Below are 25,614 nucleotides of genomic sequence, written 5' to 3'. Positions count from 1 at the left end.
GAAACGTCGAGAGCCGCCTGCTTCGTGGCCGGCTCAGGCGAGATAACTGGAAAGAAGCCGCTGCCAGGTCTGCGCGGCGCGCTCGGCGGCCTGTGGATCGCGCAGGAAGCGCGCGTCGTGCAGCTGGGTCATGGTCACGCCGTTGAGCTCGCTCACGAGCTGCGCGGGGTCGGTGTCGGCCTTGAGTTCGCCGGTCTCGATGGCCTGCAGCACGGTGCGGCGCAGTGCGGCGCGCCAGCGCGTAATCTCGTCGAACAGCATGTCGCGCAGCTCGCCCTCGCGGTCGTCGAACTCGAAGGCGCCGGCCATGTAGAGGCAGCCGGTGTGCATCTCGACGTCGCGCGTGCGGGCGATCCAGCGCGCGACGATCTCGTTGAGCCGCGCCAGGCCCTTCGGCTTCTGCATAGCGGGCACGAACACCTCGGCCAGGAAACCGCGGCCGTATTCCTCGATGACGGCCTTCTGCAGCGCCTCGCGCGAACCCACGCGGGAGAACACGCCGCTCTTGGAAAGGCCCAGCCGGCTCGCGACGGCCTGCAGCGTGATCGCCTCCAGGCCTTCCGCCAGCGCAAGATTCATCGCCGCGCCGACGATGGCGGTGCGGGTGAGTTCGCTTTTCTGGGTCTTGGCATCCATGCGGCAAACTTTAGCACACTCGTGCGAAATTGCAAACAAGCCCTGCTGGAGTGCCTTAAAGATGTTTTGCTCATGTGAAACCAACAAACGCATCGTTCCCCGAACGAGCCCTTGTGCCGAGAATCCGCGGTCGGCCCCAGCCGGGGCCCCATGACTCTTCTCGCGCCAGATGAACTTCCAGCAACTGCGCTCGGTACGCGAGGCCGTTCGTTGCGGCTTCAACCTGACCGAAGTCGCCCACACCCTTCACACTTCGCAGCCCGGCGTGAGCCGGCAGATCCGCGAGCTCGAGGAAGAGCTCGGCATCGAACTCTTCGTGCGCGCGGGCAAGCGGCTCACGGGGCTCACCGAGCCGGGCGGGCACGTGCTGCCGATCATCGAGCGCATGCTGATGGAGAGCAGCAACCTCAAGCACGCGGGCCAGGAGTTCGTCGCCCAGCAGAGCGGCCTGCTCTCGGTGGCGGCCACGCACTCTCAGGCGCGCTATGCGATGCCGGTGGCGGTGCAGGAATTCCGCGCGCAGTTTCCGAACGTGAAGCTGCACCTGCACCAGGGCTCGCCCAAGCAGATCGCGCAGATGCTGCTCGACGGCGAGGCCGACGTGGGCATTGCCACGGAAGCACTGGGCGACTACCCGCAGCTTGTGGCCCTGCCCTGCTACCGCTGGACGCATTCCGTGGTCGTGCCGCCGGAGCACCCGCTGCTCGATGCACCACTGACGCTCGACGCGCTCACGCGCTATCCGCTGATCACCTACGACACGGGCTTCACGGGCCGCTCACGCATCGACGAGGCCTTCGGGCAGCGCGGGCTGCAGCCCAACATCGTGCTCGCCGCGATGGACGCCGACGTGATCAAGACCTACGTGCAGCTGGGCCTTGGCGTGGGCATCGTAGCCGGCGTGGCCTACGAGGCCGAGCGCGACACGCAGCTGCGCGCGCTCGACGCGGGGCGGCTGTTCGGCATCAACCTCACCAAGCTCGCGGTGCGGCGCGGCACCTACCTGCGCAAGTACGTGTACGCGTTCATCGAGTCGTTCGCACCCACGCTGACGCGCGCAGTGGTCGAAAAGGCTCTGGGAGACGAAGAAAGAGCCTCTCACTACGAAATCTAGGCTTTGTCCAGAAGCTGAGGGCGGGTGTGTACTGCGGACGACAGAATGGTTAAAAAAGAAGAATGCAGCTTCACACAGGCGGCGTACATTCGGGTTAATTCCCTGGCTTCCTGGAAATGGATCAGCAATGGCATCGTCGACCTCGCAGCAGCAACAACAGCAAACAAGGGCCTCCCAGAGGGCGGCCGATGCAGCGGAGCGGCGGGAACGGCTGAGACGGGCTCTGCCCGCCACGGTGGAACTGCTGCAGAGCCGCCAGGCCGACCGCATCGACGACGCCGACATTGACGCGTACGTGAGCCTCAACTGGCTCGAATGGCATGGTGGCGGCCTTCGGCTGACCATCACCGGGCGCAACGTCTGCGCCCAGTCGGTGCCCACCGCGCTGGTCTGAAGACCGGCTCCGGCGTTCGCTTCCTCGACCTCTCAAAAGAAAAACCGCCACGGTTGCCCGTGGCGGCTTCGTGCTGCCTGGTTGGATGGTGGTGCGCGCTTACTGGCCGGCGATGATGTTCGCGATCACGCCGGTGGCGATGGCCGCGAGCACGAAGTCGCCACCCACGCCCACCCACTGATAGCCACGGGGCGGCTGCTGGAGCCTGTAGGCGCGCCAGTCCTGCACCACGTAGTTGCGGCCACGATACTCCTGCGGCACGCGGCCACCGCGGCGCCATTCCGTATGCGGCTGCGGGAAGCCACGGCGGTCGAACTGGCGGCCATCGCGGAAGTCCTGGTTGCCGCGGTAGTAGTCGCCTTGCGGACCGTGCCGGTCGAAGTTGCGGTCATGCTGGTCTCGCTGATCCCGCTGTTCGTAGCGGCCGTCGCCCGGACGACCATCGCCGTGGCGGTCCTGCGCAATGGCGCTCCCCGCCGCCATGCACATCGCGAGTGCTGCAGCGACAACGGCCATGCTCTTTGAATTGGTGATCATCTGGAAATCCTTCATGCGTTGATGACGAATTCATTGTGGGCCGCGCATGTGTCCGCTACGGACGCTTCGGGTCGCGGACAGGTGAAGTCCGGTAAGCGCCGGTATCCGCGCGGCGCCTTGTCCTTCAAGGTGGCGCATCGAGCCTCTCGCAGGAGTGCCGCCGCCCTCCTCCATTCACTGGCAAGGGACAAGCGCCTGCGCCCTGCGAGCTGCGTTTAAGCTGCGCGCCACATGAAGCGAAGACACCTCCTGCACCTGCTGGTCAGCGCGCCTGCCATGGCCGTTCTGGTGGCCTGCGGCAAGCGCAGGGGCTCGGCCGCTGCATTGAAATCCGATGCCCGCGTGCTGGCCTTGGGCGACAGCCTGACCTACGGCTACGGCGCGCCGCCCAATGCGGCGTGGCCCGTGAAGCTGGGCGAACTCACGGGCTGGCAGGTCGAGAACGCTGGCATCAACGGCGACACCTCTGATGGCGCGCTGCAACGCCTGCCGGGGCTGCTGGGCGCGGGCAGCTATGACGCGATCCTGATCGGCATCGGCGGCAACGACATGCTGCGCGGCATGTCGGCCGCGGCCACGCGCGACAACATCGCGGCCCTGGTCAGCGAGGCGCGGGCGCACACGCCATACGTCGCGCTGCTGGCCACGCCGGCGCCCGACGCCATGCGCGCGGCGATCGGCTCGCTCAGCGATGCGCCGTTCTACGAAGAGATCGCGAAGTCGGGGCAGGCGCTGCTCGTGGCGAACGTTTATTCGAGCGTGCTGTCGGATGCGTCGCTGCGCTCCGATCGCATCCATGCCAATGCACGAGGCTATGAAAAGGTCGCGCAGCTGCTGGCGGACCAGCTCAAGGCCGCGGGCTGGCGCTGATCAGGCATTCAGCAAGTCGACGTAGGCACCCTGCACCAGTTGGTCGGCGCCCACGCCCAGCTGCGCCATGAGCGCATGCGCTTGCGCGATGCCGGCCTCGGACGATTCGCCTTCTTCCAGCACCACCTCGAGCTCGAGGAAGTCACCAAGGCCTTCCACACGGTCGAGGTGCACGCGCGTGCGGCCGACCAGGAACAGCCGGCGCTGCTTGCGCACGCGGCCCGCCTGGCCCCACGCGAGCGTGAGCGATTCGCGCAGCACGTCGGGCGTGGTGCACGGCGTGATCAGGTAGAACGATTCCTTCGGGCCGCTACTGTTGGCGCGGCGATAGAAGATCAGCTCCGCGCGGTCGGGCGCGAAGGTGCGCAGCTTGAGGCGGTCTGCGCTGTCGGCGCAGCGAAAGAAGGTGTCGTCCTGCGCGATCTCGATGGGGCCTTGGTCGGCCAGCGTCCCGGCGATGCGCGCCACGCGTTCCACGCTGTCGATGCGGGCCTTGATTTCGAGGTTTCTTGCCATCAGGCTCTCCCCCAGGCTTCGCGCACTTCGTGTCGCTTCGCCAACCCCCTTCCGGGGGCAACACCAGTGGCCCGGCAAAGCCGGTTCCACGGTGTTCCTGGATGATGGTCAAGGCGCGCTGCCCTGCGGCCCCACGGACGGCGGCGCCGCGCGACCGCTCGAGCCCGGCGAGAGCTTGCGGCCGAAGGCCTCACCCACGTCGCGCACCGGCCGGCTGGCTTTCTCCGACACGTTGTTGACCCCGCGCCGCGTGGCCGCATCCGCGCGGTTGACGCTGCGGCCCGCGGCGTTGGTGCCGCGCTGCACGCTGCCCACGACCTTGCCGCCGCGCGAGGGTGACTTGAGGGTGTGAGCGCGTTGGGCCTGCGGCGGGTTGTCCGCGCTCTGGGCTTGCGCGCCCACCGGCAGCCACAGTGCTGCGGCCATCGCCACGACGAGCGATGCGCGAAAGGTGTTCGAGAGTTTCATGGAGTCTCCTTGGTGTCGTCTGCTTCCGCTGCGGCCGCGCGTGCCATGCGCTCGCTCTTCCAGTACACGTCGTCGCCGCCGTCCATCCGGTTGAGCACGCGCGCAAGCACGAAGAGCAGGTCGCTGAGCCGGTTGAGATATTGGCGCAGTGCGTCGTTGAGTTCGGCCGCCGTACCGAGCGCGACCACCGCACGCTCGGCCCGTCGCGCCACCGTGCGGCACACATGCGCGAGCGAGGCTGCGCGCGTGCCCGCGGGCAGGATGAATTCGGCAAGGCGCGGCAGCGCGGCGTTGTGCTCGGCCAGCGCGTTGTCGAGCTGCAGGAGCGCATCGGCCTTCAGCAGCGTGAAACCCGGCATCGACAACTCGCCGCCGAGATTGAAGAGCTGGTGCTGCACGTCGACCAGCAGCTCGCGCACGGGCTCCGGCATGGGCTCGCACAGCAGCAGGCCGATCTGCGAGTTGAGTTCGTCCACGTCGCCCATCGCGTGCACGCGCAGGTGGTCTTTCGGCACGCGCGTGTTGTCGCCGAGGCCGGTGGTGCCATCGTCGCCGGTGCGGGTGGCGATCTGGGAAAGTCGGTTGCCCATGGTGGCTCCTGTTTTTACAGCTCGACGGTCGAGGCGTCTATCTTGCCCGCGAGCCATTGCAGGCCCGCAAGATGCTGCTGGTCGTGGCTGCAGAGGTAGTGGATGAGGCTGCGCATCGTGAGCGGGCCATAGCCTTCGAACACGGCCGTACGCGCGAGCTGTGCGTCGCTCAGGCTGGAGATGATTTCCATCGTCTGCGCGCGCGCCATGCGGAAGTCGGCCAGCACCTTCGCCGCGTCGGCCGTGCCGTATGCACGCGCGATGGCCAGCGGCTCGCTGTCGATCGAGGCCAGCGTCGGATGCGTCTCCTGCAGCGTGCGGCGAAAGCGCACGTGGTAGCCCTCGATCTCGATGTCGCGCACGTGGCAGAGCTGCTCGATGGCGGTGAAGGCCTCGCTGGGCACACCCTCCCACGAGGGCGGCGCCCAATGCCGGAAGGCCGTGGGAATGGCTGCGTAGTGGGCTTCCAGCTGCGACGGGAAGGCGGCGAGAGCGCTGAGGGTCGTGGGGTTCATGTTTTTTCCGAAGCGCATTATGGTGCTCGCTCCGTAGAATGGCCGATCACCCTCACGCTGCCAGGAGACCCACGATGAACGCCCCGACCTCCACCTCGCACCTGATGCCGGAGCTTCATCTGCGCGACGTGCCCGCGGCCCTGATCGACGGACTGAAGGAGCGCTTCGGCGCCAACTGTTCCACGGCCATGGCGGTGCGCACCCAGCACGGGCGCGACGAATCTTCCTTCGATGCGCCGCCGCCCGCCGCCGTGGTGTTCGCAGAGAGCACGCAGGACGTGGCCGACGCGGTGAAGCTCGCCAGCGAGCACAGCGTGCCGGTCATTCCCTTCGGCGTGGGCTCGTCGCTCGAAGGCCACCTGCTGGCGGTGCAGGGCGGCATCAGCATCGACGTGTCGCGCATGAACAAGGTGCTGTCGATCAACGCCGACGACCTCACGGTGACGGTGCAGCCCGGCGTCACGCGCAAGCAGCTCAATGAAGAGATCAAGAGCACGGGCCTGTTCTTCCCCATCGACCCGGGTGCCGACGCTTCCATCGGCGGCATGACGGCCACGCGCGCCAGCGGCACGAATGCGGTGCGCTACGGCACGATGCGCGAGAACGTGCTGGCGCTCGAAGTGGTGACGGCCGCGGGCGACGTCATCCGCACCGGCACGCGCGCGAAGAAGTCGTCGGCCGGCTATGACCTCACGCGCCTCATGGTGGGCAGCGAAGGCACGCTGGGCGTGGTCACCGAGATCACGCTGCGCATCTACCCGCTGCCCGAGGCGGTGTCGGCGGCGATCTGCTCGTTCCCGAGCATTGAGGCGGCCGTGCGCACCACCATCGAGACCATCCAGCTCGGCGTGCCGATCGCGCGCGTGGAACTGATCGACGTGAACACGGTGCGCATGGTGAACGCCTACGCCAAGCTGAACCTGCGCGAAGAGCCGATGCTGCTGATGGAATTCCACGGCTCGCCGGCCGGCGTGAAGGAGCAGGCCGAGACGGTGCAGGAACTGGCCAGCGGGCATGGCGGCAACGCCTTCGAATGGGCCAGCACGCCGGAAGAACGCACGCGCCTGTGGACGGCGCGGCACAACAGCTACTTCGCAGCCGTGCAGTCGCGCCCCGGTTGCCGCGTGATCTCGACCGACACCTGTGTGCCGATCTCGCGACTGGCCGATTGCCTGCTCGACTCGGTGGCCGAAGCCGATGCGAGCGGCATCCCCTACTTCCTCGTCGGCCACGTGGGCGACGGCAACTTCCACTTCGGCTACCTGCTCGACCCGAACATTCCCGAAGAGCGCGTGAAGGCCGAGGCGCTGAACCATGCGCTGGTGAGCCGCGCACTGGCGCTCGAAGGCACCTGCACCGGCGAGCACGGCGTGGGGCTGCACAAGATGGACTTCCTGGTGACCGAGGCCGGCGTCGGCGCGATCGACATGATGCGCACGATCAAGCGCGCGCTCGACCCGAAGAACATCATGAACCCCGGGAAGATCTTCAGCCTCTGATCCGTTCGGGCGGCGCCCATGAAAAAGCCCGGCGGCTCGCGAGAGCCCCGGGCTTTTTTGTCGACGGTGCGACGACCGACGAGCGCGCTTACTTGCGGCGGCGTGCCGGTGCCTGCTCCGCCGGCACATAGGTCTGCGACGGCGCAGCACCGCCATCCACGCCCAGTCGGCCACCACCCCCGAGGCCCTGGCCGCGCACCGTCTGCGCCTTGTAGTTGCGCAGCGAACGAACCATCTGGTTGAAGGCGTCCATGAAGGCCGCGGCAATCACCTTGCCCTGCGCGGTGTTGGTATAGCCGCCGAGGCCGCCGCCCGCGCTGCGGCCGGCCAGCGCGCCGAAAGCGCCGAAATCGGTCTTGGAGGCACTGCCTTCGGAGGCCGCGACCTGCACGCCCGAACGGTTGTCGATCAGCGTCAGCAGGGCGCTGGCTTCCTTGGTCTGCATGTTGCCGCCGATGGCCGCCAGTGCGCGGCCACGGCCGCCACCCACCAGGCCGCCCAGCGCCCCGCCGATGCCGCCGGCATCGCTGTTGCTGAACACGATCTCGGGCGACAGGCCGTAGTCGGAGGCCACCATCTGGCCGCGGCCGAAGTCGCGTCATCGCGTTCATGCCGGCCGCGCCGCGCTCGACCACGATGAAGCAGTTCGATTGCTGCACCAGCAGGCGCAGCAGGTTGGCCGTGGGCGGCAGGCGGTATTCGCCGGTGAGGATGGTGTACCAGCCCGCGCTCTGGTTTTCGATCAGCGAGACCGTGCCGAGCGGCGATTCGCAGCGCTCGAGCTGGCTGCTTTCGCCTGCGGTGGCGCTGCCTGCGGCGCTGCCGGTGGCCATGGTCTTGGCCGACTGGCTGCCCATCTGCATGTCGGTCGCCGCGCAACCGGTGAGGAGAAGCGCGCCGACGGTGACGGCCGCGAGCGGGAACTTGGTGAACAGCATGGTGGACTCCCTCCGTTTATTCAAGAAATCTGGGGTTGGAAAAACAGCGGTCGAGGATACGCGCAAAGGATTGCAGGAATCAATCAAACGAACGCCAGCCCCCCGGTTCACAACACTAGGCCGTTCGGCGGATGCGCTCGATCAATCCGTTGAGGGCCTCGATGGAGCCGAAGTGGATGGCGAGCTCGCCGCTTTCCTCGACACGGCCGCCGCGCTTGCTGCGCTTCTTGATGCGCACCTCGACCTCGGCGGTGAGCAGATCGGCCAGTTCTTCTTCCACGCGCTGCAGGTCGCGCGACTTCTCGCCGTCGTTGCTGCGCCGCGATGGCGTGAGCGTGAACTCGGCCGCGAGCTTCTTCACCAGCGACTCGGCCTCGCGCACCGACATCTTCCTGGCGGCGATCTGGTTGGCCGCCGTGATCTGCGTGCCGCGGTCGAGCGACAGCAGCGCGCGGGCGTGGCCCATGTCGATGTCGCCGGCCATCAGCATCTGCTGTGCGGGTTCCGCCAGGTTCAGCAGGCGCAGCAGGTTGCTGGCCGCGCTGCGCGAGCGGCCCACAGCCTGCGCCGCTTGCTCGTGAGTGAGCCCAAACTCGCTCACCAGGCGTTGCAGACCTTGGGCTTCTTCAAGCGGGTTGAGGTCTTCGCGCTGGATGTTCTCGATCAGCGACATCGCCGCCGCGGCCTCGTTGGGCACGTCGCGCACCAGCACTGGCACGCTGTCGAGACCGGCGAGCCTGGCGGCGCGAAAACGGCGCTCGCCCGCGATGATTTCGTATTCCGCGTTCTTGGTGGCAGCCGATTCGGCATCGAGCCGGCGCACCAGGATCGGCTGCATGATGCCCTGCACCTTGATGCTCTCTGCCAGCTCGTAGAGCGCGCCTTCGTCCATGCGCGTGCGCGGCTGGTAGACGCCAGCAACCATCTGCTCGAGCATCAGCGTGCTCGGGTTCCTTGGCGCGCCGCCCTCTTCCGGACCCGCGTTGCCATTCAATCCGTTGTCGACGGAAGGCGCGGCCGTCGGGCCGAGCAGCGCCTCAAGGCCGCGGCCCAGGCCCTTGGGTTTCTTGGTCGCCATCAGTTCTTTTCTTTCGAGATTTCGTTCAGGAGCTTCCGGCCCTCGGGCCAGTCGCCCAAGCCGGATTCGGCATTCAGATGACCGCCCGGGCCGGCATCGATGAAGCGCGCGCCCCAATCCCTGGCGAGCTGCTGCGAGCGCGAGGCTTCGCAGTACGGATCGTCGTTGGCGGCGATCATCACCGCCGGAAACGGCTGCGGCTTGCGCACGATCGGTGCCCAGCCCGGGATCAGCTGGCGCAGGTCGTCGCGCTCCACATCGCCAGGCGCCACCAGCAGCGCACCGCGCACCTTGTGCGTGTTGCGCGAATGCGCGGCCCAGGCGGCGACGAGGATGCAGCCGAGGCTGTGCGCCGCAAGAACCACCGGGCCGGGCGAGGCCAGCACCTCTTCCTCGAGCCGTGCAGACCAGTCGCCGCGCAGCGGTCGCATCCAATCGTGCTGCTCGACACGGCGATCACCGTGGACGGACTCCCAAAGGGTTTGCCAATGGCCGGGGCCGCTGTTCTGCCAACCTGGCAGCAGCAGGATGCGAGGATCTGTCATTTGCTACTACTAACTCGATAGCGCATTGCCAGCCGGTGGCAAGCGTCAGGCGTTGTTTTCACTGGTGGAATCGGATGCTGGCGCGACAGCAGGCGCCATCACGTCATCGGGAATGGGCAGGTCCGGCGCAATGCGCGCGACCGGTGCGATTGGCGGCGCCACCGCACCCGAGGCAAAAGCGCTTGCGGGCGGCATCTTGTCGATCAGCTCCTGGGCAAAGGCAATGAAAGCCTGGCTGCCGCGGGCGGCCGGATCGAACACCACGCCCGGCAGTCCGTAGCTTGGTGCCTCGGCCAGCCGCACATTGCGCGGAATCACCGTGTCGAACACCTTGTCGCCGAAGTGGGACTTGAGTTGCTCGCTCACTTGCTGCTGCAGCGTGATGCGCGGATCGAACATCACGCGCAGCAAGCCGATGATCTGCAGGTTCTTGTTGAGGTTGGCGTGCACCTGCTTGATGGTGTTGACCAGGTCGGTCAGCCCTTCGAGCGCGAAGTATTCGCACTGCATCGGCACGATCACGCCGTGGGCAGCGCACAGGCCGTTCAGCGTCAACAGGCTCAGGCTCGGCGGGCAGTCGATCAGCACGAAGTCGTACTCGGCACCGACAGCGGCCAGCGCGGTGCGCAGGCGCTTCTCCCGGCGATCGAGTGCCACCATCTCGACTTCGGCGCCGGCCAGTTCGCGGTTGGCGCCCAGCACGTCGTAGCCGCAACCGCCCTCCACCAGCTTGTCTGCCTTGACGCGGGCCTCGGACACCGAGGCCGATTCGAGCAGCACGTCGTACACCGTCAGTTCCAGCTGGCGCTTGTCGATGCCCGAACCCATGGTGGCATTGCCCTGCGGATCGAGGTCGATCATCAGCACGCGCTGGCCGACCTTGGCGAGGCCGGCGGCCAGATTGACGGTGGTGGTGGTCTTGCCGACGCCGCCCTTTTGGTTGGCGATGCAGAAAATCTTGGCCATGTGAGTACCGGGGATCGATCGATCAGCGCGAGATTGCGAGCTTGACGCCGAAGGCAATCAGGAAACTGCCGGCAAGCTTTTCGAGCGTGGTGAAAATGCGGGGATTCGCGCGGATGCGCTCGGCCAGGAAATGCGTGAGCAGCGTTGAGGTCAGGCCGTACAAGAAGGTCAGCGCGGCGATGGTCACCGCCATTGCGCCGAAGGTGATCAGGCCCTGGTGCCGGGCCGGATCCACGAACAGCGGGAAGAAGGCCATGTAGAACACGATCGCCTTTGGGTTCAGCAGCGTGATGGTGAACGCCTGGCGCATGAAATGGCTGGGCTTGATATTGAGGATGGGTGCCGAACCGGGCTTGGCCAGCAGCATCTTGATGCCCATCCGGGCCAGATAGGCAGCACCCAACCACTGCACAGCCTTGAAGGCGGTCGGGTAAGCCGCCATCACGGCCGACACGCCAGCCACCGCCGCCCACAGCAGAAACTGGTCGCCGATGATCACGCCGGCTGTCGCAGCCAGGCCGCCTCGGATGCCACCCTTGCTGGTCGAGGTGATCAGCGCCAGATTGCCCGGACCGGGAATCAGAAGGAACAGGACGATAGCGGCGACGAATGCGCCGTAGTCAGCAATGCCGAACATGGGTTTTGCCTCGAAAAAGCGAGTCGGAAGAGAGACCGAAGGGAGGCATCGAGTCTAAGCGAGCACGCCGTCACAGAGACTGTTCCGACACCGGCTTTTACCGGTGCCGCCGCATCTTTTGCGTATTCAGTCGCTGATTTGGGCGAGGTCCTTGCGCGCCCAAACGATGCAGCGCTCGGCATCCAGGCCCGGAACCGTCAGTTGTTCCACGTGAAACACTTTGACGCCCTTGGGCAAGACTGCAAGTTCATCGGTAGGCACCTTGCCCTTCATGGCCAGCCAAACGCCGCCGGGCGCGAGGAGATTCATCGAACCGTTGAAGAAGTCTGGCAACGATGCGAAGGCGCGCGAGCTGATGACCTCGTAGCTGCCAGCCAGGGATTCGACTCGGGCATGCAGTCCGCGCAGGTTCGGCAGCTCCAGTTCGGCGGCCACTTGCTGGACAAAGGCCGCCTTCTTGGCGACCGCATCGAGGCAGCTCACATCGAGGTCGGGCCGCATGATGGCGATCACCACGCCGGGCAAACCGCCGCCGGAGCCGACATCGAGCAACTTGCCCTTCCCCGCCCACTCGCGTTGCAGCGGTGCGATGGCCGCGAGACTGTCGAGCAGGTGGTGTGTGAGTACGCTGGCCGGATCGCGCAAGGCCGTGAGGTTGTAGACCTTGTTCCACTTGAGCATCAGCGTGCCGTAAGCCAAGAGGCGTTCACCCTGGCTGTCGGACAAGGCGACGCCCATCGCAGCTGCGCCGGCGCGCAGCGTATCGATCGGCGCCGTCATTCCGCGGACTGCGGCTCGGTGGCTGCTTCCGTGGTGGCGGTGTCGCTGGCAAAGGCCCTATGGCCACCCTTGCGCAGATGAATCATCAGCAAAGAAATGGCGGCTGGCGTCACGCCAGAGATGCGTGAAGCCAAACCCAAGGTCTCCGGACGGTGCTTGTCCAGCTTCTGCCGGACCTCGAAACTCAGCGCCTTGACTTGGCCGTAGTCGAAGTCGGCGGGAAGTTTGAGGTTCTCGAAGTGCGCCGCGCGCTCCACCTCGTCGTGCTGGCGCTCGATGTAGCCTGAATACTTGGCCGAAATCTCGATCTGCTCGATCTCGGTTTCACTCAGCGCCACCTGCGCGCTGTACTTGCCGCCGTCCAGCGACATCAGCGTCTCGTAGTTCACGTCGGGCCGGCGCAGCAGGTCGGCCAGGTTGTATTCGTGGTCGATGGCCTTGCCCAGCACCCGCTCCGACTCGGCGGCCGGCAGGTTACGCGGGTTCACCCAGATCGACTTGAGACGCTCTGTTTCACGTGAAACAGCATCGCGCTTGCGGCTGAAGGCGTCCCACCGTGCGTCATCGACCAAGCCGAGCTTGCGCCCTGCTTCGGTCAGGCGCATGTCGGCGTTGTCCTCGCGCAGCTGCAGACGGAACTCGGCGCGGCTCGTGAACATCCGGTAAGGCTCGGTCACCCCCTTGGTAATCAAGTCGTCGACCAGCACGCCCAGGTAGGCCTCGTCGCGACGCGGCAGCCAGGCGTCTTCGCCGCGACACTGCAGCGCAGCATTGATGCCGGCGAACAGGCCCTGGGCCGCGGCTTCTTCGTAGCCGGTCGTACCGTTGATCTGCCCAGCGAAGAACAGGCCCTTGACCGAGCGGGTCTCGAAGCTGCTCTTGAGTTCGCGCGGATCGAAGTAGTCGTACTCGATGGCGTAGCCAGGCCGAAGGATGTGCGCGTTCTCCAGACCCGGCATCGAGCGCACCAGCTGGTACTGGATGTCGAACGGCAGGCTGGTCGAGATCCCGTTCGGGTAGTACTCGTTGGTCGTCAGGCCTTCGGGTTCCAGGAAGATCTGGTGGCTTTCCTTGTCCGCAAAGCGGTTGATCTTGTCTTCCACACTGGGGCAGTAGCGCGGACCCACGCCGTCGATCTTGCCCGTGAACATGGGGCTGCGGTCGAAACCCGAGCGGATGATCTCGTGCGTGCGCGCGTTGGTGTGGGTGATCCAGCAGGGCATTTGCCGGGGGTGCATGTCGGTGCGGCCCATGAAGCTGAACACCGGCATCGGCCCTGCCCCGCCGGGCATGCCGTCGCCCGGTTGTTCGGTGCACTTCGAGAAATCGATGCTGCGGCCGTCGAGCCGCGGCGGCGTGCCGGTCTTCAGGCGGCCCTGTGGCAACTTCAGCTCCTTGAGCCGCGCCGACAGGCTGATTGCCGGTGGATCGCCTGCCCGGCCAGCCTGGTAGTTATCGAGGCCGACGTGGATACGGCCATCGAGAAAAGTACCCGCGGTCAGCACCACCGTGCGTGCGCGAAAAGCAATGCCCACCTGCGTGACAGCGCCGACCACGCGATCGCCCTCCACCATCAGGTCGTCGACGGCCTGCTGGAACAGGCTCAGGTTCGGCTGGTTTTCCAGGCGATGGCGGATCGCGGCCTTGTACAGAATCCGGTCGGCCTGCGCACGGGTGGCGCGCACGGCCGGGCCCTTGCTCGAGTTGAGAATACGGAACTGGATGCCGGCTTCGTCGGTCGCAATTGCCATCGCACCGCCCAGCGCATCGACCTCCTTCACGAGATGGCCCTTGCCGATGCCGCCAATCGACGGGTTGCAGCTCATCTGCCCCAGCGTCTCGATGTTGTGGGAGAGCAGCAGTGTCTTGGCGCCCATGCGCGCGGCGGCGAGCGCGGCTTCGGTGCCGGCATGGCCGCCGCCAACGACGATCACGTCGAATTCTTCGGGATACAGCATTTGAAATGGGAGCGCACAACTGACGCGTGCGCGGCGCAAAAGGGGGCGCCAATTTTAATCGTCCAGGCTCGTTTGCGCCCGTTGTGTGGACAAGCTAGGGGCGTCTGCCCAGTCGAGCCCCAACGCCCGTTGTCATTGAACAGATTGCTATGTATTTAATAGCAGCCGGGCGGCATCAATCGAGCGTCTTCTTCACCGCGCCAATGCCAAGCGCGGCCAGCACGATGAACAGAACCGCCAGCACCAGGAACAAGCCGAACAGCAGCTTCGCAATGCCGGCAGCACCCGCCGCCACGCCACCAAAGCCCAGCAAGGCGGCCACGAGGGAGATGACCGCAAAAATGATCGCGTACTTCAACATTCGGAAACTCCTTCCGGCAGGCCTGATGCCACCGTGCCGCGGAGCTTAGAAGAGCCATCGACACGCTTGATGGTCCCCGCGCGCGAGCCGCCGTAGGACAAGAACGCGAGGCTGCCGAACCCGCTAGCATCCGCTGCGGTCTCCCGCAAAATCAACCTCCGTCATCCATTGGAGTTTTTCGAATGAAGCTGTATTACTCGCCCGGCGCCTGTTCGCTCTCCCCTCACATCGCGCTGCACGAGGCAGGCCTCGCCTTCGAGCCGGTGCTGGCCAGCACCAAAAGCCACAAACTGCAGGACGGCACCGACTACTACGGCATCAATCCGCTGGGCTACGTGCCGATGCTCGAACTCGACGACGGCGCCCGCCTGCGCGAAGGCCCGGCCATCCTCCAGTACATCGCCGACCTCGCCCCCACCAAGAACCTCGCGCCGGCCGCCGGCACCATGCAGCGCTACCGCCTGCAGGAGTGGCTGACCTTCATCGGCACCGAAGTGCACAAGGGCTTCAGCCCCCTGTTCAACCCGGGCATGCCCGAAGAAGCCAAGGGCATCTTCAAGGACAAGCTCAAGTCGCGCTTCCAGTGGCTCGACGGCGAACTGGCCAGCAAGCAGTTCCTGATGGGCGATCATTTCAGCGTGGCCGACGGCTACCTGTTCACCGTCACCAACTGGACCAAGCCGACCGGCGTCGACATCTCCGACTTTCCCAACCTGCTGGCCTGGCACGCACGCGTTGGTGCTCGGCCCGCCGTACAGGAAGCGATGAAGGCCGAAGGCCTCCTGAAGTAAGCCGAAGCACGCGAAAGCGTGCAGAAGCAGCGCAGCGAGCGGGGCCCATCCTAGGGAAAACCCGCATCGCTTCAGCCACAAGCCGCACGATGCGGCTTTTTTTATGGCGCACGCTACAGGAAGGCTTCAGAAGACCGAAGAAGGAATCCCCACCATGCCCGAGAAGACCCCTCCCGAACTGCGCGAAGAGATGCGAGGGCCCGTCATGTGGCTCACCATCGACCGGGAAGAGCGCCGAAATGCGATCAACGGCGCGGTGGTCGCCCGGCTGTCCGACGCTCTTGCCCGCGCCAACAGCGACAACGCCGTGCGCGCCGTGGTCATCACCGGCGCCGGCACGCGCGCCTTCTGCGCAGGCGCCGACCTGCAAAGCGGCACCTCCTTCAAGTTCGACTACGCCGCGCCCTACCAGAACATCGCCAACCTGTTCCGCCAGGCACGCCAGTCGACGGTGCCGCTGATAGCCCGCGTCAACGGCGCCTGCATGGCGGGCGGCATGGGGATCATGGCGATGTGCGACATGGCGGTGGCCAGCAGCCAGGCCGTGTTCGGCCTGCCCGAGGTGAAGGTCGGCCTCTTTCCCGCGCAGGTGCTCAGCGTGCTCGGCGGCCTGCTGCCGCGCCGGGTGCTGGCCGAGATGTGCATCACCGGCGAACCCATCACCGCCGCGCAGGCGCTCGAACTGAAGCTCGTGAACCGCGTGAGCGACGACGTCGACGAAAGCGTCGACTGGCTGCTCGGCCGCATGCTCGACAAGTCGCCCGCCGCCATCCGGCGCGGCCTCTACACGATGAAGAAGATCGAGGCGATGCCCTTCGAGGAATCGATGGCCTTCACCGAAAGCCAGATCGGCCTGTTCGCACTCACCGAAGATGCAGCCGAGGGACAACTCGCCTTCCGCGAGAAGCGCAAGCCGCAATGGAGCGGCCGATGAACAGCGGCAGAAACGAACGCATCGTGCGCATCGGCGGCGCCTCCGGCTTCTGGGGCGACAGCAGCGTGGGCGCGCCGCAGCTCGTGGCCAGCGGGCAGGTCGACTACCTCGTGTTCGACTACCTCGCCGAACTCACCATGTCGATCCTTGCGGGCGCGCGGCTCAAGAAGCCTGAACTGGGCTATGCCACCGACTTCGTCTCCGTCGCGATGAAGGCCGTGCTGAAGGACGTCGTGAAACAAGGCATCCGCGTGGTGAGCAACGCCGGCGGCGTGAACCCGCAAGGCTGCGCCGATGCGCTCGCGGCGCTGGCCGCCGAACAGGGCATCGCGCTGAAGATCGCCGTGGTGAGCGGCGACGACGTGTCCCATCTGCTGCCGCAGCTGCGCCAGTCGCAGCCGCCCGTGCGCGAGCTGCAAAGCGGCGCCGCCTTGCCCGAACGCGTGCTCACCGCCAACGCGTACCTCGGCGCACGGCCGATCCAGGCCGCGCTCGACGCGGGCGCGCAGGTCGTCATCACCGGGCGCTGCGTCGACTCGGCCGTCACGCTCGGCGTGCTCATGCACGAATTCCATTGGCAGCCGGGGGACTTCGACCTGCTCGCGGCCGGCAGCCTCGCGGGCCACATCATCGAATGCGGCTGCCAGGCCACCGGCGGCCTGCACACCGACTGGGACACCGTGCCCGACTGGCCCAACATCGGCTACCCCATCGTCGAATGCAGCGCCGACGGCAGCTTCGTCGTCACCAAGCCCGCGGGCACCGGCGGCAAGCTCACGCCCGCGGTGGTGGGCGAGCAGATGCTCTACGAGATCGGCGATCCCGCGGCCTACCTGCTGCCCGACGTGGTGGCCGACTTCACGCAGGTGCGCATCGAGCACGCCGGCAAGCACCGCGTGCGCGTGCACGGCGCGCGCGGCCGTGCGCCGACCGCGAGCTACAAGGTCTGCGCCACGTATGTCGACGGCTTCAAGACCGCGGCGCAGCTCACCATCGTCGGCTTCGATGCGGTGGCCAAGGCCAGGCGCACGGGCGAGGCGATCCTCGCGCGCACGGGTGCGCTGTTCTCGCAGCAGGGCTTCGGCCCCTACAGCGGCGCGCTGCTCGAAGTACTCGGCGCGGAGTCATGCTACGGCCCGCATGCGCAGGCCCTGCAGACGCGCGAAGCTGTGCTGCGGCTCGCGGTGACGCATCCGCGCAGGGAAGCCCTGGAACTGTTCGCGCGCGAGGTCGCGCCAGCCGGCACCTCGTGGGCGCCCGGCACCACCGGCGCGGGCGGCGGGCGGGCCTCGGTCTCCCCGTCGATCCGGCAGTACGCATTCCTGCTCGACAAGTCGCAGGTCGAAGCCCGCGTCAGCATCGACGACGTGCGCATCGACGTGCCCCGCGCCACAGCGCCTGCGCCGCACGCCGGGTCCGTTTCACAGCCTGCCAGAGCCACGGAAACGCATGCGGCACCCGTGCCCGCGGACGCCGTCGAAGTGCCGCTCCTGCGCCTCGCATGGGCGCGCAGCGGCGACAAGGGCGACACCTCGAACGTCGGCGTCATCGCACGCCACCCCGCCCTGCTGCCGCTGCTGCGCGAACAGCTCACCGAGGCGCGCGTGGCCGACTGGCTCGCACACCTCGTCAAGGGCCGCGTCACGCGCTACGAGGTGCCGGGCATCGACGCCTTCAACTTCGTCTGCGAACAGGCGCTGGGCGGCGGCGGCATGGCCTCGCTGCGCAACGACCCGCTTGGCAAGGGCATGGGCCAGATCCTGCTCGCCGTGCCGCTGCGCGTGAGCCCGGCACTGCTGGCGCTGCTTCCCTAGCACCATTCGGGACAACCGTGCGACAGCAGGGTTGAGGCCGGGCGCTTAGCCTTGCGCCTGTTCCAACTCTGCCATTTGATCGCACGATGTCCAACCTCTTCGACCCCGTCCAGGCCGGCGACCTGAAGCTCGCCAACCGCATCGTCATGGCGCCGCTCACGCGCAACCGCTCGCCGAATGCGATCCCGCCCGACCTCGCCGCCACCTACTACGCACAGCGCGCCAGCGCCGGCCTGCTCATCACCGAAGCCACCGCCATCAGCCACCAGGGCCAGGGCTACTCGGACGTGCCCGGCCTCTACGGCACGGAACAGCTCGACGGCTGGAAACGCGTGACCGACGCCGTGCACGCCAAGGGCGGCAAGATCGTGGTGCAGCTGTGGCACGTGGGCCGCGTCTCGCACAGCGAACTGCAACCCGGTGGCGGCAAGCCCGTCGCCCCCTCGGCCATCACCGCCAAAACCAAGACCGTGCTCATCAAGGACGGCGTGCCGACCTTCGTCGAGACCTCCGAACCGCGCGCGCTGGATGCGGGCGAGCTGCCCGGCATCGTGCACGCCTTTGCGGTGGCCGCACGCAGCGCGGTCGAGACCGCCGGCTTCGACGGCGTGGAACTTCATGGTGCCAACGGCTACCTGCTCGACCAGTTCCTGAAGGACGGCAGCAACAAGCGCACCGACGACTACGGCGGCAGCATCGAGAACCGCGCCCGCCTGCTGCTCGAATCCGCGCGCGCCGTGGTCGACGCCGTCGGCGGCGGCAAGACCGGCATCCGCCTGTCGCCCGTGACGCCTGCCAACGACGCGCACGACAGCAATCCGCAGCCGCTGTTCACCTACGTGGTGAAGCAGCTCGCCGCGCTCGACCTGGCCTACATCCACATCATCGAAGGCGCCACCGGTGGCCCGCGCGAGATCGAAGACCGCCCCTTCGACTACGAGGCCCTCAAGGCCGCGTACCGCCAAGCCGGCGGCAAGGGCGCATGGATGGTCAACAACGGCTATGACCGACCGCTGGCCGAGGAAGCACTGAAGGAAGGCGATGACCTCGTGGCTTTCGGCAAGCCCTTCATCTCGAACCCCGACCTCGTGCGCCGCCTGCGCGAAAACGCGCCGCTCAACGAGCTCGACAAGGCCACCATGTACGGCGGCGGCGCGAAGGGCTACACGGACTATCCGGCATTGGCCTGAGCCACGTCGCGCTAGGGGGGCCATGGCAAGATGCGGCGGACCCATCCATCCGCCGTCATCCGCCGACAGGAGAGAAATGCCATGGCCCTCATTGCGCAACGACTGGCCTCGCTCGGCCTCGTGCTGCCGCCGCCCGCGATCCCGCCGGCCGGCGTCATCCTCCCCTTCCAGTTCGTGCGCGTCGTCGGCCGCCGCGCGTTGATCTCCGGCCACGGTCCGCTCAACGCCGATGGCACCATCGCCGCGCCGCTCGGCAAGCTGGGCCGCGAACTGAACGTCGAGCAGGGCTACGCAGCCGCGCGCCTCACGGCACTCGCGATGCTCGGCAGCCTGCAGCGCGCCCTCGGCGGCCTCGACCGCATCACCGCGTGGACGCGCGTGTTCGGCATGGTCGCGAGCGCACCCGGCTTCGACAGGCAGCCCGCCGTCATCAACGGCTTCTCCGACCTCATCCTCGAAATCTTCGGCCCCGACATCGGCGCTCATTCGCGCAGCGCCGTGGGCATGGCCGAGCTGCCGTTCAACATCCCTGTGGAGATCGAAGGCGAAGTGGAGTTCGACGCATGAGCGCCGCGCCGGGCCGCCCCAAGCAAGCTCGCACCGCAGTGCGAAGCACGAAGGTACTCCAATGAGCGCCGTGCCCTGGACCTTGCGGCGCGCCGACACCGCCGATGCAGCAGCCATCAGCGAATGCGCAGGCCTGGGTCGCGCAGCAGCATGAACAAGTCGTCGCGACGCTGGTGCTCGACATCACCGACGAAGGCTTCCTGATCGACGTGATCGCGGTGCACCCCACACAGCAGGGCACCGGCGTAGGCCGCGCATTGCTCGAACTGGCGGAGAGCGAAGCGCTGCGGCAAGGTCATGACTCGATCTACCTCTTCACCAACGAGAAGATGACCGAGAACCGCGCGCTCTACGAGCGCATCGGCTACGTCGAATACAAGCGCCTCGTGCTCGCACAGCGCACCCGCGTTTTCATGCGCAAGCCGTTGAAATGAGGCTTCCCGCGATGCAGCTCGAACGCATTCATCACGTCGCCATCATCTGCTCCGACTACGCGGTGTCGAAGCGCTTCTACACCGAGGTGCTGGGCCTGCGCGTGGTGGCCGAGAACTACCGCGCCGCGCGCGATTCGTACAAGCTCGATCTCGCCCTGCCCGACGGCTCGCAGATCGAGCTCTTCTCCTTTCCCGATGCACCTGCGCGGCCCACGCGACCCGAAGCGCAGGGCCTGCGACACCTGTCCTTCGAGATGCACGACGTGCAGGCCGCCGCCGACGAACTCTCGGCGCAGGGCATTGCGGTGGAACCGCTTCGCATCGACGAATACACGGGTCGTCGCTTCACCTTCTTTGCCGACCCCGATGGCCTGCCGCTCGAACTCTACGAGGCCGCGCCGGGCAAGGATCTCGAAGCGTTTCTACTGGAACTCGAAGGCGCGTTGCATCTGCGCGAGGTGCGCGCGAGCGCCGCACGGCTGGAAGAACTGCTGGACGACGACTTCCATGAACTCGGCGTCTCAGGCACTGTGTGGACGCGCGCCGCCATCATCGAAGCGCTGCGCGACGAAGCCTTTTCGGAACGCACGATCTCGGACTTTCGCGTGCTGCGCATGGCCCCCGATGTGGCGCTGGTCACCTACCGCGCGCACCGAGAAGCCATTCCGCAACGTCCGGCTGCCAACTCTCTGCGCAGCTCGCTATGGAAACTCCGCGCCGGCCGCTGGCGCATGGCATTCCACCAGGGCACGCCGCTCGCCTGAACGCTCAGGCCACTTCGCCGAACGCCACACTCACGCGCAGGCCAGTGGGCTCCGCCGCTTCGAGCCTCAGCTCGGCGCCCAACAGCTCGGCATAACGCGCCACGATCGACAGCCCCAGTCCCGAGCCCTGCCCCAGCTTCTCGCCGGCCGGACCCTGCGCCCAGCGCTGCATCAGGTCGCGCTGCGCCTCCAGCGGAATGCCTGGCCCGTCGTCGATCACACTCAGCGTGTGGCCCGCGAGCTCGACCGTGATGGTGCGCCCGCCATAGCGCAACGCGTTGTCGATCAGGTTGTCGAGGATGCCTTCGACCAGCGCCTCGTTGGCCTGCACGACCACGCCGTCGTCGAGGCCACGCGCGCCCAGGTCGACACCGCGCGCGTCGGCGCGCGCAAGGTGCCGCAGCACCGTCTGCTCGGCCAGCACGTCGAGCCGCACCGGCACGCGCTTGAGCTCGGTGCGCGCCTCTTCGGCCAGCGCCAGCGCCAGCAGCTGGTCGATCAGGTGGCTGGCGCGCGCCTGCCGTTCCGACACGCGCTCCAGCTGTTCGCGCCACACATTGGTGTCGTGCTGCGCCAGCCCGTACTCGGCCAGCGCGCGGATGCCCGCCAGCGGCGTGCGCAGTTCGTGCGCCACGTTGCCCACGAACTCGCGCTGCGCCTGCACGCTGTGGCCGAGCCGCTCGAACAGCGAGTTGACCGCGTTGCCCAGGCGCTGGATCTCGCGCGAGGTCTGCGCCACCGCCACCGGCGAGAGGTCGCGCACGTCGCGCCTGTCGAGTGCACGCTGCAGGTCGCCGAGCGGCCGCAGGTCGCTGCGGATGCCGTACCAGAGCCAGATGGCCAGCAGGATGAGCAGCACGATCTGCGGCGCCAGCGCGTAGCCCAGCAACTGCCGCACCAGTGCGGTCCGGCTCAGCGTGGTCTGCGCGATCACCACGCGGTACGGCATGCTGATGTCGGGCTCGGCGTCGTGCTCGAGCACCACGGCGCGCAGCACGCTGCCTTCGTAGTTGATGTCGGCGAAGCGGTAGCGCGCCCCGTCCGCCGGCAACGGCGCCTGCAGGCCCGGCTGCCCGGAGATCAGCGTGCCGTCGAGCCGCTGGACCGCGAAGTACACCTTGTCGACCTGGTCGAAGAGCACGGTGGCCACCTCGCGCGGCGTCAGCAGCAGCTCGATGCCGCGTTCGCCCGCCTGCACGTTGGCCGACAGCGCATAGGCGTCGTCGAGCATGCCGCGGTCGAAGGCCTGCTCGGAAAAATAGTTGGCGATGACCAGCGCGATGACCGCGCCGACCATCCACGTGAGCGCCAGCGGCACCAGCACGTTGCGCAGCACGCGCCGCGTGAGCGATGGCGCACGAATGGCCGCGGGCTGCGGTTCTGTCGTCTGCTCGGTCACGCTCGGGTCACACCTCGGCTTCGAGCAGGTAGCCGATGCCGCGCAGCGTGCGGATGCTCGCGCCCGAGCCCTGCAGCTTCTTGCGCAGGCGCGAAATGAAGGCCTCGAGCGCGTTGTCGCCCAGCGATTCGTCGAAGCTCGAGAGCTTGTCGGACAGCGCCCGCTTGCTCACGGTGCGGCCCGGCGGACTCATGAGTTCCCACAGCACCTCGAACTCGCGCGCCGGCAGGTCGAGCGGACCGCTCGCGGTCGAGAAGCGGCGCGCCTTGCGGTCGAGCTTCAGCTGGCCCAGCAGCACGAGGTCTTCGGTGCCCTTCGCGCGGCGCACCAGCGCACGCAGGCGCGCTTCGACCTCGGCCAGGTCGAAGGGCTTGCCGAGGTAGTCGTCGGCACCCGCGTCGAGGCCCGCGATGCGTTCTTCGGTGCGCCCGCGCGCCGTGAGCACCAGCACCGGCGTGCGGTCGCCCCGCGCGCGCGCCTGCCGCAGCGCGTTGAGGCCGCTCGCGAGGCCGCTGGTCGGGCTTGCGGTGGCCGGCAGGTTGAGGTCGAGCAGCACGGCATCGAAGGGCTGCACACGCCACAGGTGGTCGGCGTCCTCGACGTTGGTCGAAACGTCGACGCGATGGCCGGCATCCGCGAGGCTGCGCACCATCACGTCGCGCAAAACGGCGTCGTCTTCGACAAGCAGAATTCGCATGGTGTTTGAATGGTTGGGGGGTAATCTGCCTTGCGAACGACGGGTCAGCGGCCGGTCAGTCGCTCCAAGCGATAAACGCTGCATGAGCATACGACAGCACGATGAAACACGGGCCATTTTCATGGCTGGCACCACACGATGAGTGCGCGTGAACCCTCCGATCTGTTGAGCCTTGTGCCGCCGCAAGTGCAGCGCACCGCCGTGGTCCTGCTGCATGGTTTATGCAGCACGCCTGACGAGCTGCTGACCGTGCAGTCCGCACTGCGCAGCCGCGGCTACCCGGTGCACCCGCTGTCGATCGAGGGTTATTCGTTCGATGCCGCTGCGCCGATGCAGCGCGCCGCGCCGTACGAACGCTGGCTCGACGCCATCCAGGCCCATGTGAAGGCGCTGCGCACGCAGCACGACCGCGTGATGCTGGTCGGCATTTCCGCCGGCGCCTCGCTCGCGCTCGGCGCGGCCATCCGCTGCGGCAGCGACGTCGATGCACTGGTGCTCATGTCGACCACGCTGCGCTTCGACGGCTGGGCCATCCCGCGCACGCAATTCCTGCTGCCGCTGGCCTTCTACACGCCGCTCGGCCGGTTCTGGCAATACCGCGAGCGCCCGCCCTACGGCGTGAAGAACGAGCGCGTGCGCGCCTGGATCGAGCGCGAGCTGCGCCATCGCAAGGTTTCGCGCGCCGGCAGTTCCGTCATCGGCGTGGGACATCTGCGCGAGCATGACCGGCTCATCCGCCACGTGCGGCGCAACCTCAACGACGTGCAATGCGGCAACGTGCTCGCGCTGCATGCCCAGCAGGACGAGGTGGCCAGCGTGGCCAACCTCGACATTCTCGCGCGCGGCCTGCGCTGCCGCGACTTCCGCACCGTGGTGGTCGCCAACAGCTACCACATGATCACGATAGACAACGACCGCCAGCAGGTGGTGCGCGAAACGGTATCGTTCGCCGATGCAGTGGCGCATGGCACGACGCCGGAGCATCCGCTGTACGCCTGACCTCGTTCGACACGCCTCAAAGGAAAGCATCTCCATGTCTTCTTCCGCCTCCCCCACCTTCAACAGCATCGCGGCGATCCTCGAGACCGACTTCCGCATCGAGCGCTCGGCCATCTCGCCGGCCACCGCGCTGTCGGACCTCGGCCTCGACTCGCTCGCGCTGATGGAGTTCCTCTTCGCCGTCGAGGACGCCTTCCACCTGCGCATTCCCGAAGACCGCCTCGACCCGCGCGAAGCCGGCATCACGCTGGAACGCCTGTGCGACGTGATCGACGCCGAGAGCGCCCCCGTGGCCGCCGTCCAGCCCGCCGAAGCGGCCGCATGAGCAGCGGCGCCGCCCACGCCGTGCTCGCCGCTTCGGCCACACGCGCCGCCTCGGCGCCGGTGCGCGTGAGCGGCATCGGTTTCGTCACGCCCATCGGCCGTACCGTCGAGGCCTTCGACGAGGCGTTGTTCGCGGGCCGCTCGGCCGTGCGTGCGCAAACGCTGGAGATCGAGGGCATGGACCCGATGGCGCTCGCCGTCGCCGCCTGCGACTTCGATTCGAATGGCATGCGCAGCACCTCCCGCCTGCCGCTGGACCGCGGCACCGCCATGGCCCTGGCTGCGGCACAGGACGCGGCTCTCGAAGCAAAGATCGACCTCGACACCATCGACCGCGACCGCCTCGGCATCTTCTGGGGCAGCGGCCTCGCCGGCGCCGGCACCTTCGACAACACCACCAGCGCGCTCTACGGCGAACAGCGCCGCATGCGCCCGACCACGGTGCTCACCGTGATGCCCAACGCCGCCGTGGCGGAGCTCGCGCTGCACTTCGGCGCGCGCGGATCGGCCATTGCCTACGCCTGTGCCTGCGCCTCCTCGGCCGTGGCCGTCGGCGAGGCGATGCGCGCCATCCGCGGCGGCTGGATCGACGTGGCCATCGTCGGCGGGCACGACGCCATGCTCACGCCCGGCGTGATGGCCAGCTGGAACGCGATGCGCGTGATGGCGCCGCCGCCGGCCGATGCGCCCTCCTCGGCCTGCCGTCCGTTCTCGGGCGACCGCGCGGGCTTCGCCATCGGTGAAGGCGCGGCCGCGCTGGTGCTCGAATCCGAAGCGCATGCGGCCGCACGCGGAGCCGAAGCCGCGCCCTTCGTGCTCGCGGGCTACGCCACCAACTGCGACGGCACGCATATCACCAACCCCGACACCGCGGGCCAGGTGCGCGTGATGCGCGCCGCGCTGCGCGACGCGGGCATCGAGGCCTCGGACGTCGGCCACATCAACGCACACGGCACGGCCACCTCGGCCGGCGATGCAGCCGAGGCCGCATCGATCCGCGAAGTGTTCGGCAAGGCCACGCCAGTCAGCGCGACCAAGGCGATCCACGGCCACGTGCTCGGCGGCGGCGGTGCCATCGAACTCATCGCCGCGCTGCGCGCACTGGCGCGCGAGACGCTGCCGCCCATCGCCAACCTGCAGACGCCCGACGCCGCATTCGACCTCGATTTCGTGCAGGGCGAGGCGCGCGAGGCCAAGGGCATCCGCTATGCGCTATCCAACTCCTTCGCCTTCGGCGGCACCAACGCCGTCATCGTGGCCGGCCGCGCGTGCGAACGCTGAAGATTCGCTGAACACTCT

At 67.3% G+C, this 25,614-nt stretch carries 29 protein-coding genes and 1 pseudogene; 14 read left to right on the top strand and 16 right to left on the bottom strand.

Going from position 1 to position 25,614, the window contains the following annotated elements:
• Positions 1-33 precede the first annotated feature (33 nt).
• Positions 34-636, bottom strand: coding sequence for a TetR/AcrR family transcriptional regulator (locus ASD05_RS28770; RefSeq protein WP_056600129.1), 603 nt, complete (start codon positions 634-636; stop codon positions 34-36).
• 169 nt (positions 637-805) lie between these two features.
• Between ASD05_RS28770 and ASD05_RS28765 the strand changes: the two genes are divergently transcribed.
• Positions 806-1,750: a CysB family HTH-type transcriptional regulator gene (locus ASD05_RS28765; RefSeq protein ID WP_056600125.1), complete on the top strand. Its 945-nt coding sequence runs from the start codon at positions 806-808 to the stop codon at positions 1,748-1,750.
• A 235-nt stretch (positions 1,751-1,985) separates the two neighbouring features.
• A complete protein-coding gene (locus ASD05_RS31130; protein ID WP_413749001.1) occupies positions 1,986-2,144 on the top strand; it encodes a hypothetical protein in 159 nt (52 codons plus the stop codon).
• A gap of 99 nt (positions 2,145-2,243) precedes the next feature.
• On the opposite strand, the gene ASD05_RS28755 is transcribed toward ASD05_RS31130, so the two are convergent.
• Positions 2,244-2,681 carry an RcnB family protein gene (locus tag ASD05_RS28755; protein ID WP_056600354.1) on the bottom strand — a complete coding sequence of 146 codons (438 nt, stop codon included), beginning with the start codon at positions 2,679-2,681 and terminating at the stop codon, positions 2,244-2,246.
• Between the two features lie 231 nt (positions 2,682-2,912).
• On the opposite strand from ASD05_RS28755, the gene ASD05_RS28750 reads away from it, so the two are divergent.
• Complete coding sequence (locus tag ASD05_RS28750) at positions 2,913-3,551, top strand: GDSL-type esterase/lipase family protein (protein ID WP_056600119.1); 639 nt, start codon at positions 2,913-2,915, stop codon at positions 3,549-3,551.
• Here ASD05_RS28750 and ASD05_RS28745 read toward each other — a convergent pair whose 3' ends face one another.
• The 4 genes from ASD05_RS28745 to ASD05_RS28730 form a co-directional block, all read right to left on the bottom strand.
• Positions 3,552-4,067, bottom strand: a complete 516-nt coding sequence (locus tag ASD05_RS28745; protein WP_056600116.1) for a class IV adenylate cyclase — start codon at positions 4,065-4,067, stop codon at positions 3,552-3,554. It abuts the gene before it with no gap.
• Positions 4,068-4,175: 108 nt separating this feature from the next.
• Entirely contained in the window at positions 4,176-4,535 is a 360-nt protein-coding gene (locus ASD05_RS28740; protein WP_056600112.1) for a hypothetical protein, read from the bottom strand.
• Positions 4,532-5,125: a cob(I)yrinic acid a,c-diamide adenosyltransferase gene (locus ASD05_RS28735; RefSeq protein WP_056600109.1), complete on the bottom strand. Its 594-nt coding sequence runs from the start codon at positions 5,123-5,125 to the stop codon at positions 4,532-4,534. The genes ASD05_RS28740 and ASD05_RS28735 overlap by 4 nt, the downstream gene beginning before the upstream one ends.
• Before the next feature lie 14 nt (positions 5,126-5,139).
• The gene (locus ASD05_RS28730; RefSeq protein WP_056600351.1) at positions 5,140-5,640 is read right to left on the bottom strand and encodes a DinB family protein; all 501 of its coding nucleotides are present in this window, start codon (positions 5,638-5,640) and stop codon (positions 5,140-5,142) included.
• 74 nt (positions 5,641-5,714) lie between these two features.
• Between ASD05_RS28730 and ASD05_RS28725 the strand changes: the two genes are divergently transcribed.
• Positions 5,715-7,139 carry an FAD-binding oxidoreductase gene (locus tag ASD05_RS28725; protein ID WP_056600105.1) on the top strand — a complete coding sequence of 475 codons (1,425 nt, stop codon included), beginning with the start codon at positions 5,715-5,717 and terminating at the stop codon, positions 7,137-7,139.
• 88 nt (positions 7,140-7,227) lie between these two features.
• On the opposite strand, the pseudogene ASD05_RS28720 reads toward ASD05_RS28725, so the two are convergent.
• The 8 genes and pseudogenes from ASD05_RS28720 to ASD05_RS28685 form a co-directional block, all read right to left on the bottom strand.
• Positions 7,228-8,077: pseudogene (locus ASD05_RS28720) on the bottom strand (CsgG/HfaB family protein).
• A gap of 115 nt (positions 8,078-8,192) precedes the next feature.
• Positions 8,193-9,155 (bottom strand): ParB/RepB/Spo0J family partition protein, encoded by a 963-nt coding sequence (locus tag ASD05_RS28715; protein WP_056600101.1) that lies wholly within the window; start codon positions 9,153-9,155, stop codon positions 8,193-8,195.
• Positions 9,155-9,700: an RBBP9/YdeN family alpha/beta hydrolase gene (locus tag ASD05_RS28710; protein ID WP_056600098.1), complete on the bottom strand. Its 546-nt coding sequence runs from the start codon at positions 9,698-9,700 to the stop codon at positions 9,155-9,157. The genes ASD05_RS28715 and ASD05_RS28710 overlap by 1 nt, the downstream gene beginning before the upstream one ends.
• Before the next feature lie 45 nt (positions 9,701-9,745).
• Complete coding sequence (locus ASD05_RS28705; RefSeq protein WP_056600095.1) at positions 9,746-10,666, bottom strand: ParA family protein; 921 nt, start codon at positions 10,664-10,666, stop codon at positions 9,746-9,748.
• Positions 10,667-10,688: 22 nt separating this feature from the next.
• The gene (locus tag ASD05_RS28700) at positions 10,689-11,303 is read right to left on the bottom strand and encodes a LysE family transporter (protein WP_056600091.1); all 615 of its coding nucleotides are present in this window, start codon (positions 11,301-11,303) and stop codon (positions 10,689-10,691) included.
• A gap of 126 nt (positions 11,304-11,429) precedes the next feature.
• The gene (rsmG, locus tag ASD05_RS28695) at positions 11,430-12,083 is read right to left on the bottom strand and encodes a 16S rRNA (guanine(527)-N(7))-methyltransferase RsmG (protein ID WP_056600088.1); all 654 of its coding nucleotides are present in this window, start codon (positions 12,081-12,083) and stop codon (positions 11,430-11,432) included.
• Positions 12,080-14,041, bottom strand: a complete 1,962-nt coding sequence (mnmG, locus tag ASD05_RS28690) for a tRNA uridine-5-carboxymethylaminomethyl(34) synthesis enzyme MnmG (protein ID WP_056600085.1) — start codon at positions 14,039-14,041, stop codon at positions 12,080-12,082. The genes rsmG and mnmG overlap by 4 nt, the downstream gene beginning before the upstream one ends.
• A gap of 175 nt (positions 14,042-14,216) precedes the next feature.
• Positions 14,217-14,402, bottom strand: a complete 186-nt coding sequence (locus ASD05_RS28685; protein WP_007833591.1) for a DUF1328 family protein — start codon at positions 14,400-14,402, stop codon at positions 14,217-14,219.
• 182 nt (positions 14,403-14,584) lie between these two features.
• Here ASD05_RS28685 and gstA point away from each other — a divergent pair, with 182 nt between their 5' ends.
• From gstA to ASD05_RS28650, 7 genes are all read left to right on the top strand, one after another.
• Positions 14,585-15,193, top strand: a complete 609-nt coding sequence (gene gstA, locus ASD05_RS28680; RefSeq protein WP_056600082.1) for a glutathione transferase GstA — start codon at positions 14,585-14,587, stop codon at positions 15,191-15,193.
• 154 nt (positions 15,194-15,347) lie between these two features.
• On the top strand, positions 15,348-16,127 hold the full coding sequence (locus ASD05_RS28675; RefSeq protein WP_056600079.1) for an enoyl-CoA hydratase/isomerase family protein: 780 nt from the start codon (positions 15,348-15,350) through the stop codon (positions 16,125-16,127).
• Positions 16,124-17,941, top strand: coding sequence for an acyclic terpene utilization AtuA family protein (locus ASD05_RS28670; protein ID WP_056600348.1), 1,818 nt, complete (start codon positions 16,124-16,126; stop codon positions 17,939-17,941). Before ASD05_RS28675 ends, ASD05_RS28670 begins: the two co-directional genes overlap by 4 nt.
• Positions 17,942-18,027: 86 nt before the next feature.
• Complete coding sequence (locus ASD05_RS28665) at positions 18,028-19,131, top strand: alkene reductase (RefSeq protein WP_056600075.1); 1,104 nt, start codon at positions 18,028-18,030, stop codon at positions 19,129-19,131.
• A gap of 81 nt (positions 19,132-19,212) precedes the next feature.
• Positions 19,213-19,698: a RidA family protein gene (locus ASD05_RS28660; RefSeq protein ID WP_056600072.1), complete on the top strand. Its 486-nt coding sequence runs from the start codon at positions 19,213-19,215 to the stop codon at positions 19,696-19,698.
• Between the two features lie 104 nt (positions 19,699-19,802).
• Positions 19,803-20,132, top strand: coding sequence for a GNAT family N-acetyltransferase (locus ASD05_RS28655; RefSeq protein ID WP_235508143.1), 330 nt, complete (start codon positions 19,803-19,805; stop codon positions 20,130-20,132).
• Positions 20,129-20,896, top strand: a complete 768-nt coding sequence (locus ASD05_RS28650; RefSeq protein WP_235508142.1) for a VOC family protein — start codon at positions 20,129-20,131, stop codon at positions 20,894-20,896. The genes ASD05_RS28655 and ASD05_RS28650 overlap by 4 nt, the downstream gene beginning before the upstream one ends.
• 4 nt (positions 20,897-20,900) lie before the next feature.
• On the opposite strand, the gene ASD05_RS28645 is transcribed toward ASD05_RS28650, so the two are convergent.
• Together ASD05_RS28645 and ASD05_RS28640 are read right to left on the bottom strand one after the other, a co-directional pair.
• Positions 20,901-22,295 (bottom strand): sensor histidine kinase, encoded by a 1,395-nt coding sequence (locus ASD05_RS28645; RefSeq protein ID WP_056600065.1) that lies wholly within the window; start codon positions 22,293-22,295, stop codon positions 20,901-20,903.
• A gap of 7 nt (positions 22,296-22,302) precedes the next feature.
• The gene (locus ASD05_RS28640; RefSeq protein ID WP_007833605.1) at positions 22,303-22,992 is read right to left on the bottom strand and encodes a response regulator transcription factor; all 690 of its coding nucleotides are present in this window, start codon (positions 22,990-22,992) and stop codon (positions 22,303-22,305) included.
• Positions 22,993-23,130: 138 nt separating this feature from the next.
• Here ASD05_RS28640 and ASD05_RS28635 point away from each other — a divergent pair, with 138 nt between their 5' ends.
• The 3 genes from ASD05_RS28635 to ASD05_RS28625 are packed head-to-tail and all read left to right on the top strand — an operon-like array spanning position 23,131 to position 25,596.
• Complete coding sequence (locus tag ASD05_RS28635) at positions 23,131-23,991, top strand: alpha/beta hydrolase (RefSeq protein WP_056600062.1); 861 nt, start codon at positions 23,131-23,133, stop codon at positions 23,989-23,991.
• Positions 23,992-24,025: 34 nt separating this feature from the next.
• Complete coding sequence (locus ASD05_RS28630) at positions 24,026-24,316, top strand: acyl carrier protein (protein ID WP_056600060.1); 291 nt, start codon at positions 24,026-24,028, stop codon at positions 24,314-24,316.
• Positions 24,313-25,596 (top strand): beta-ketoacyl-[acyl-carrier-protein] synthase family protein, encoded by a 1,284-nt coding sequence (locus ASD05_RS28625; RefSeq protein WP_056600057.1) that lies wholly within the window; start codon positions 24,313-24,315, stop codon positions 25,594-25,596. The genes ASD05_RS28630 and ASD05_RS28625 overlap by 4 nt, the downstream gene beginning before the upstream one ends.
• Positions 25,597-25,614: the final 18 nt, after the last annotated feature.

The sequence above is a fragment of the Variovorax sp. Root434 genome (assembly GCF_001426595.1).
Taxonomy (GTDB): Bacteria; Pseudomonadota; Gammaproteobacteria; order Burkholderiales; family Burkholderiaceae_C; genus Variovorax.
This window is presented reverse-complemented; position numbering and strand designations above follow the sequence as displayed.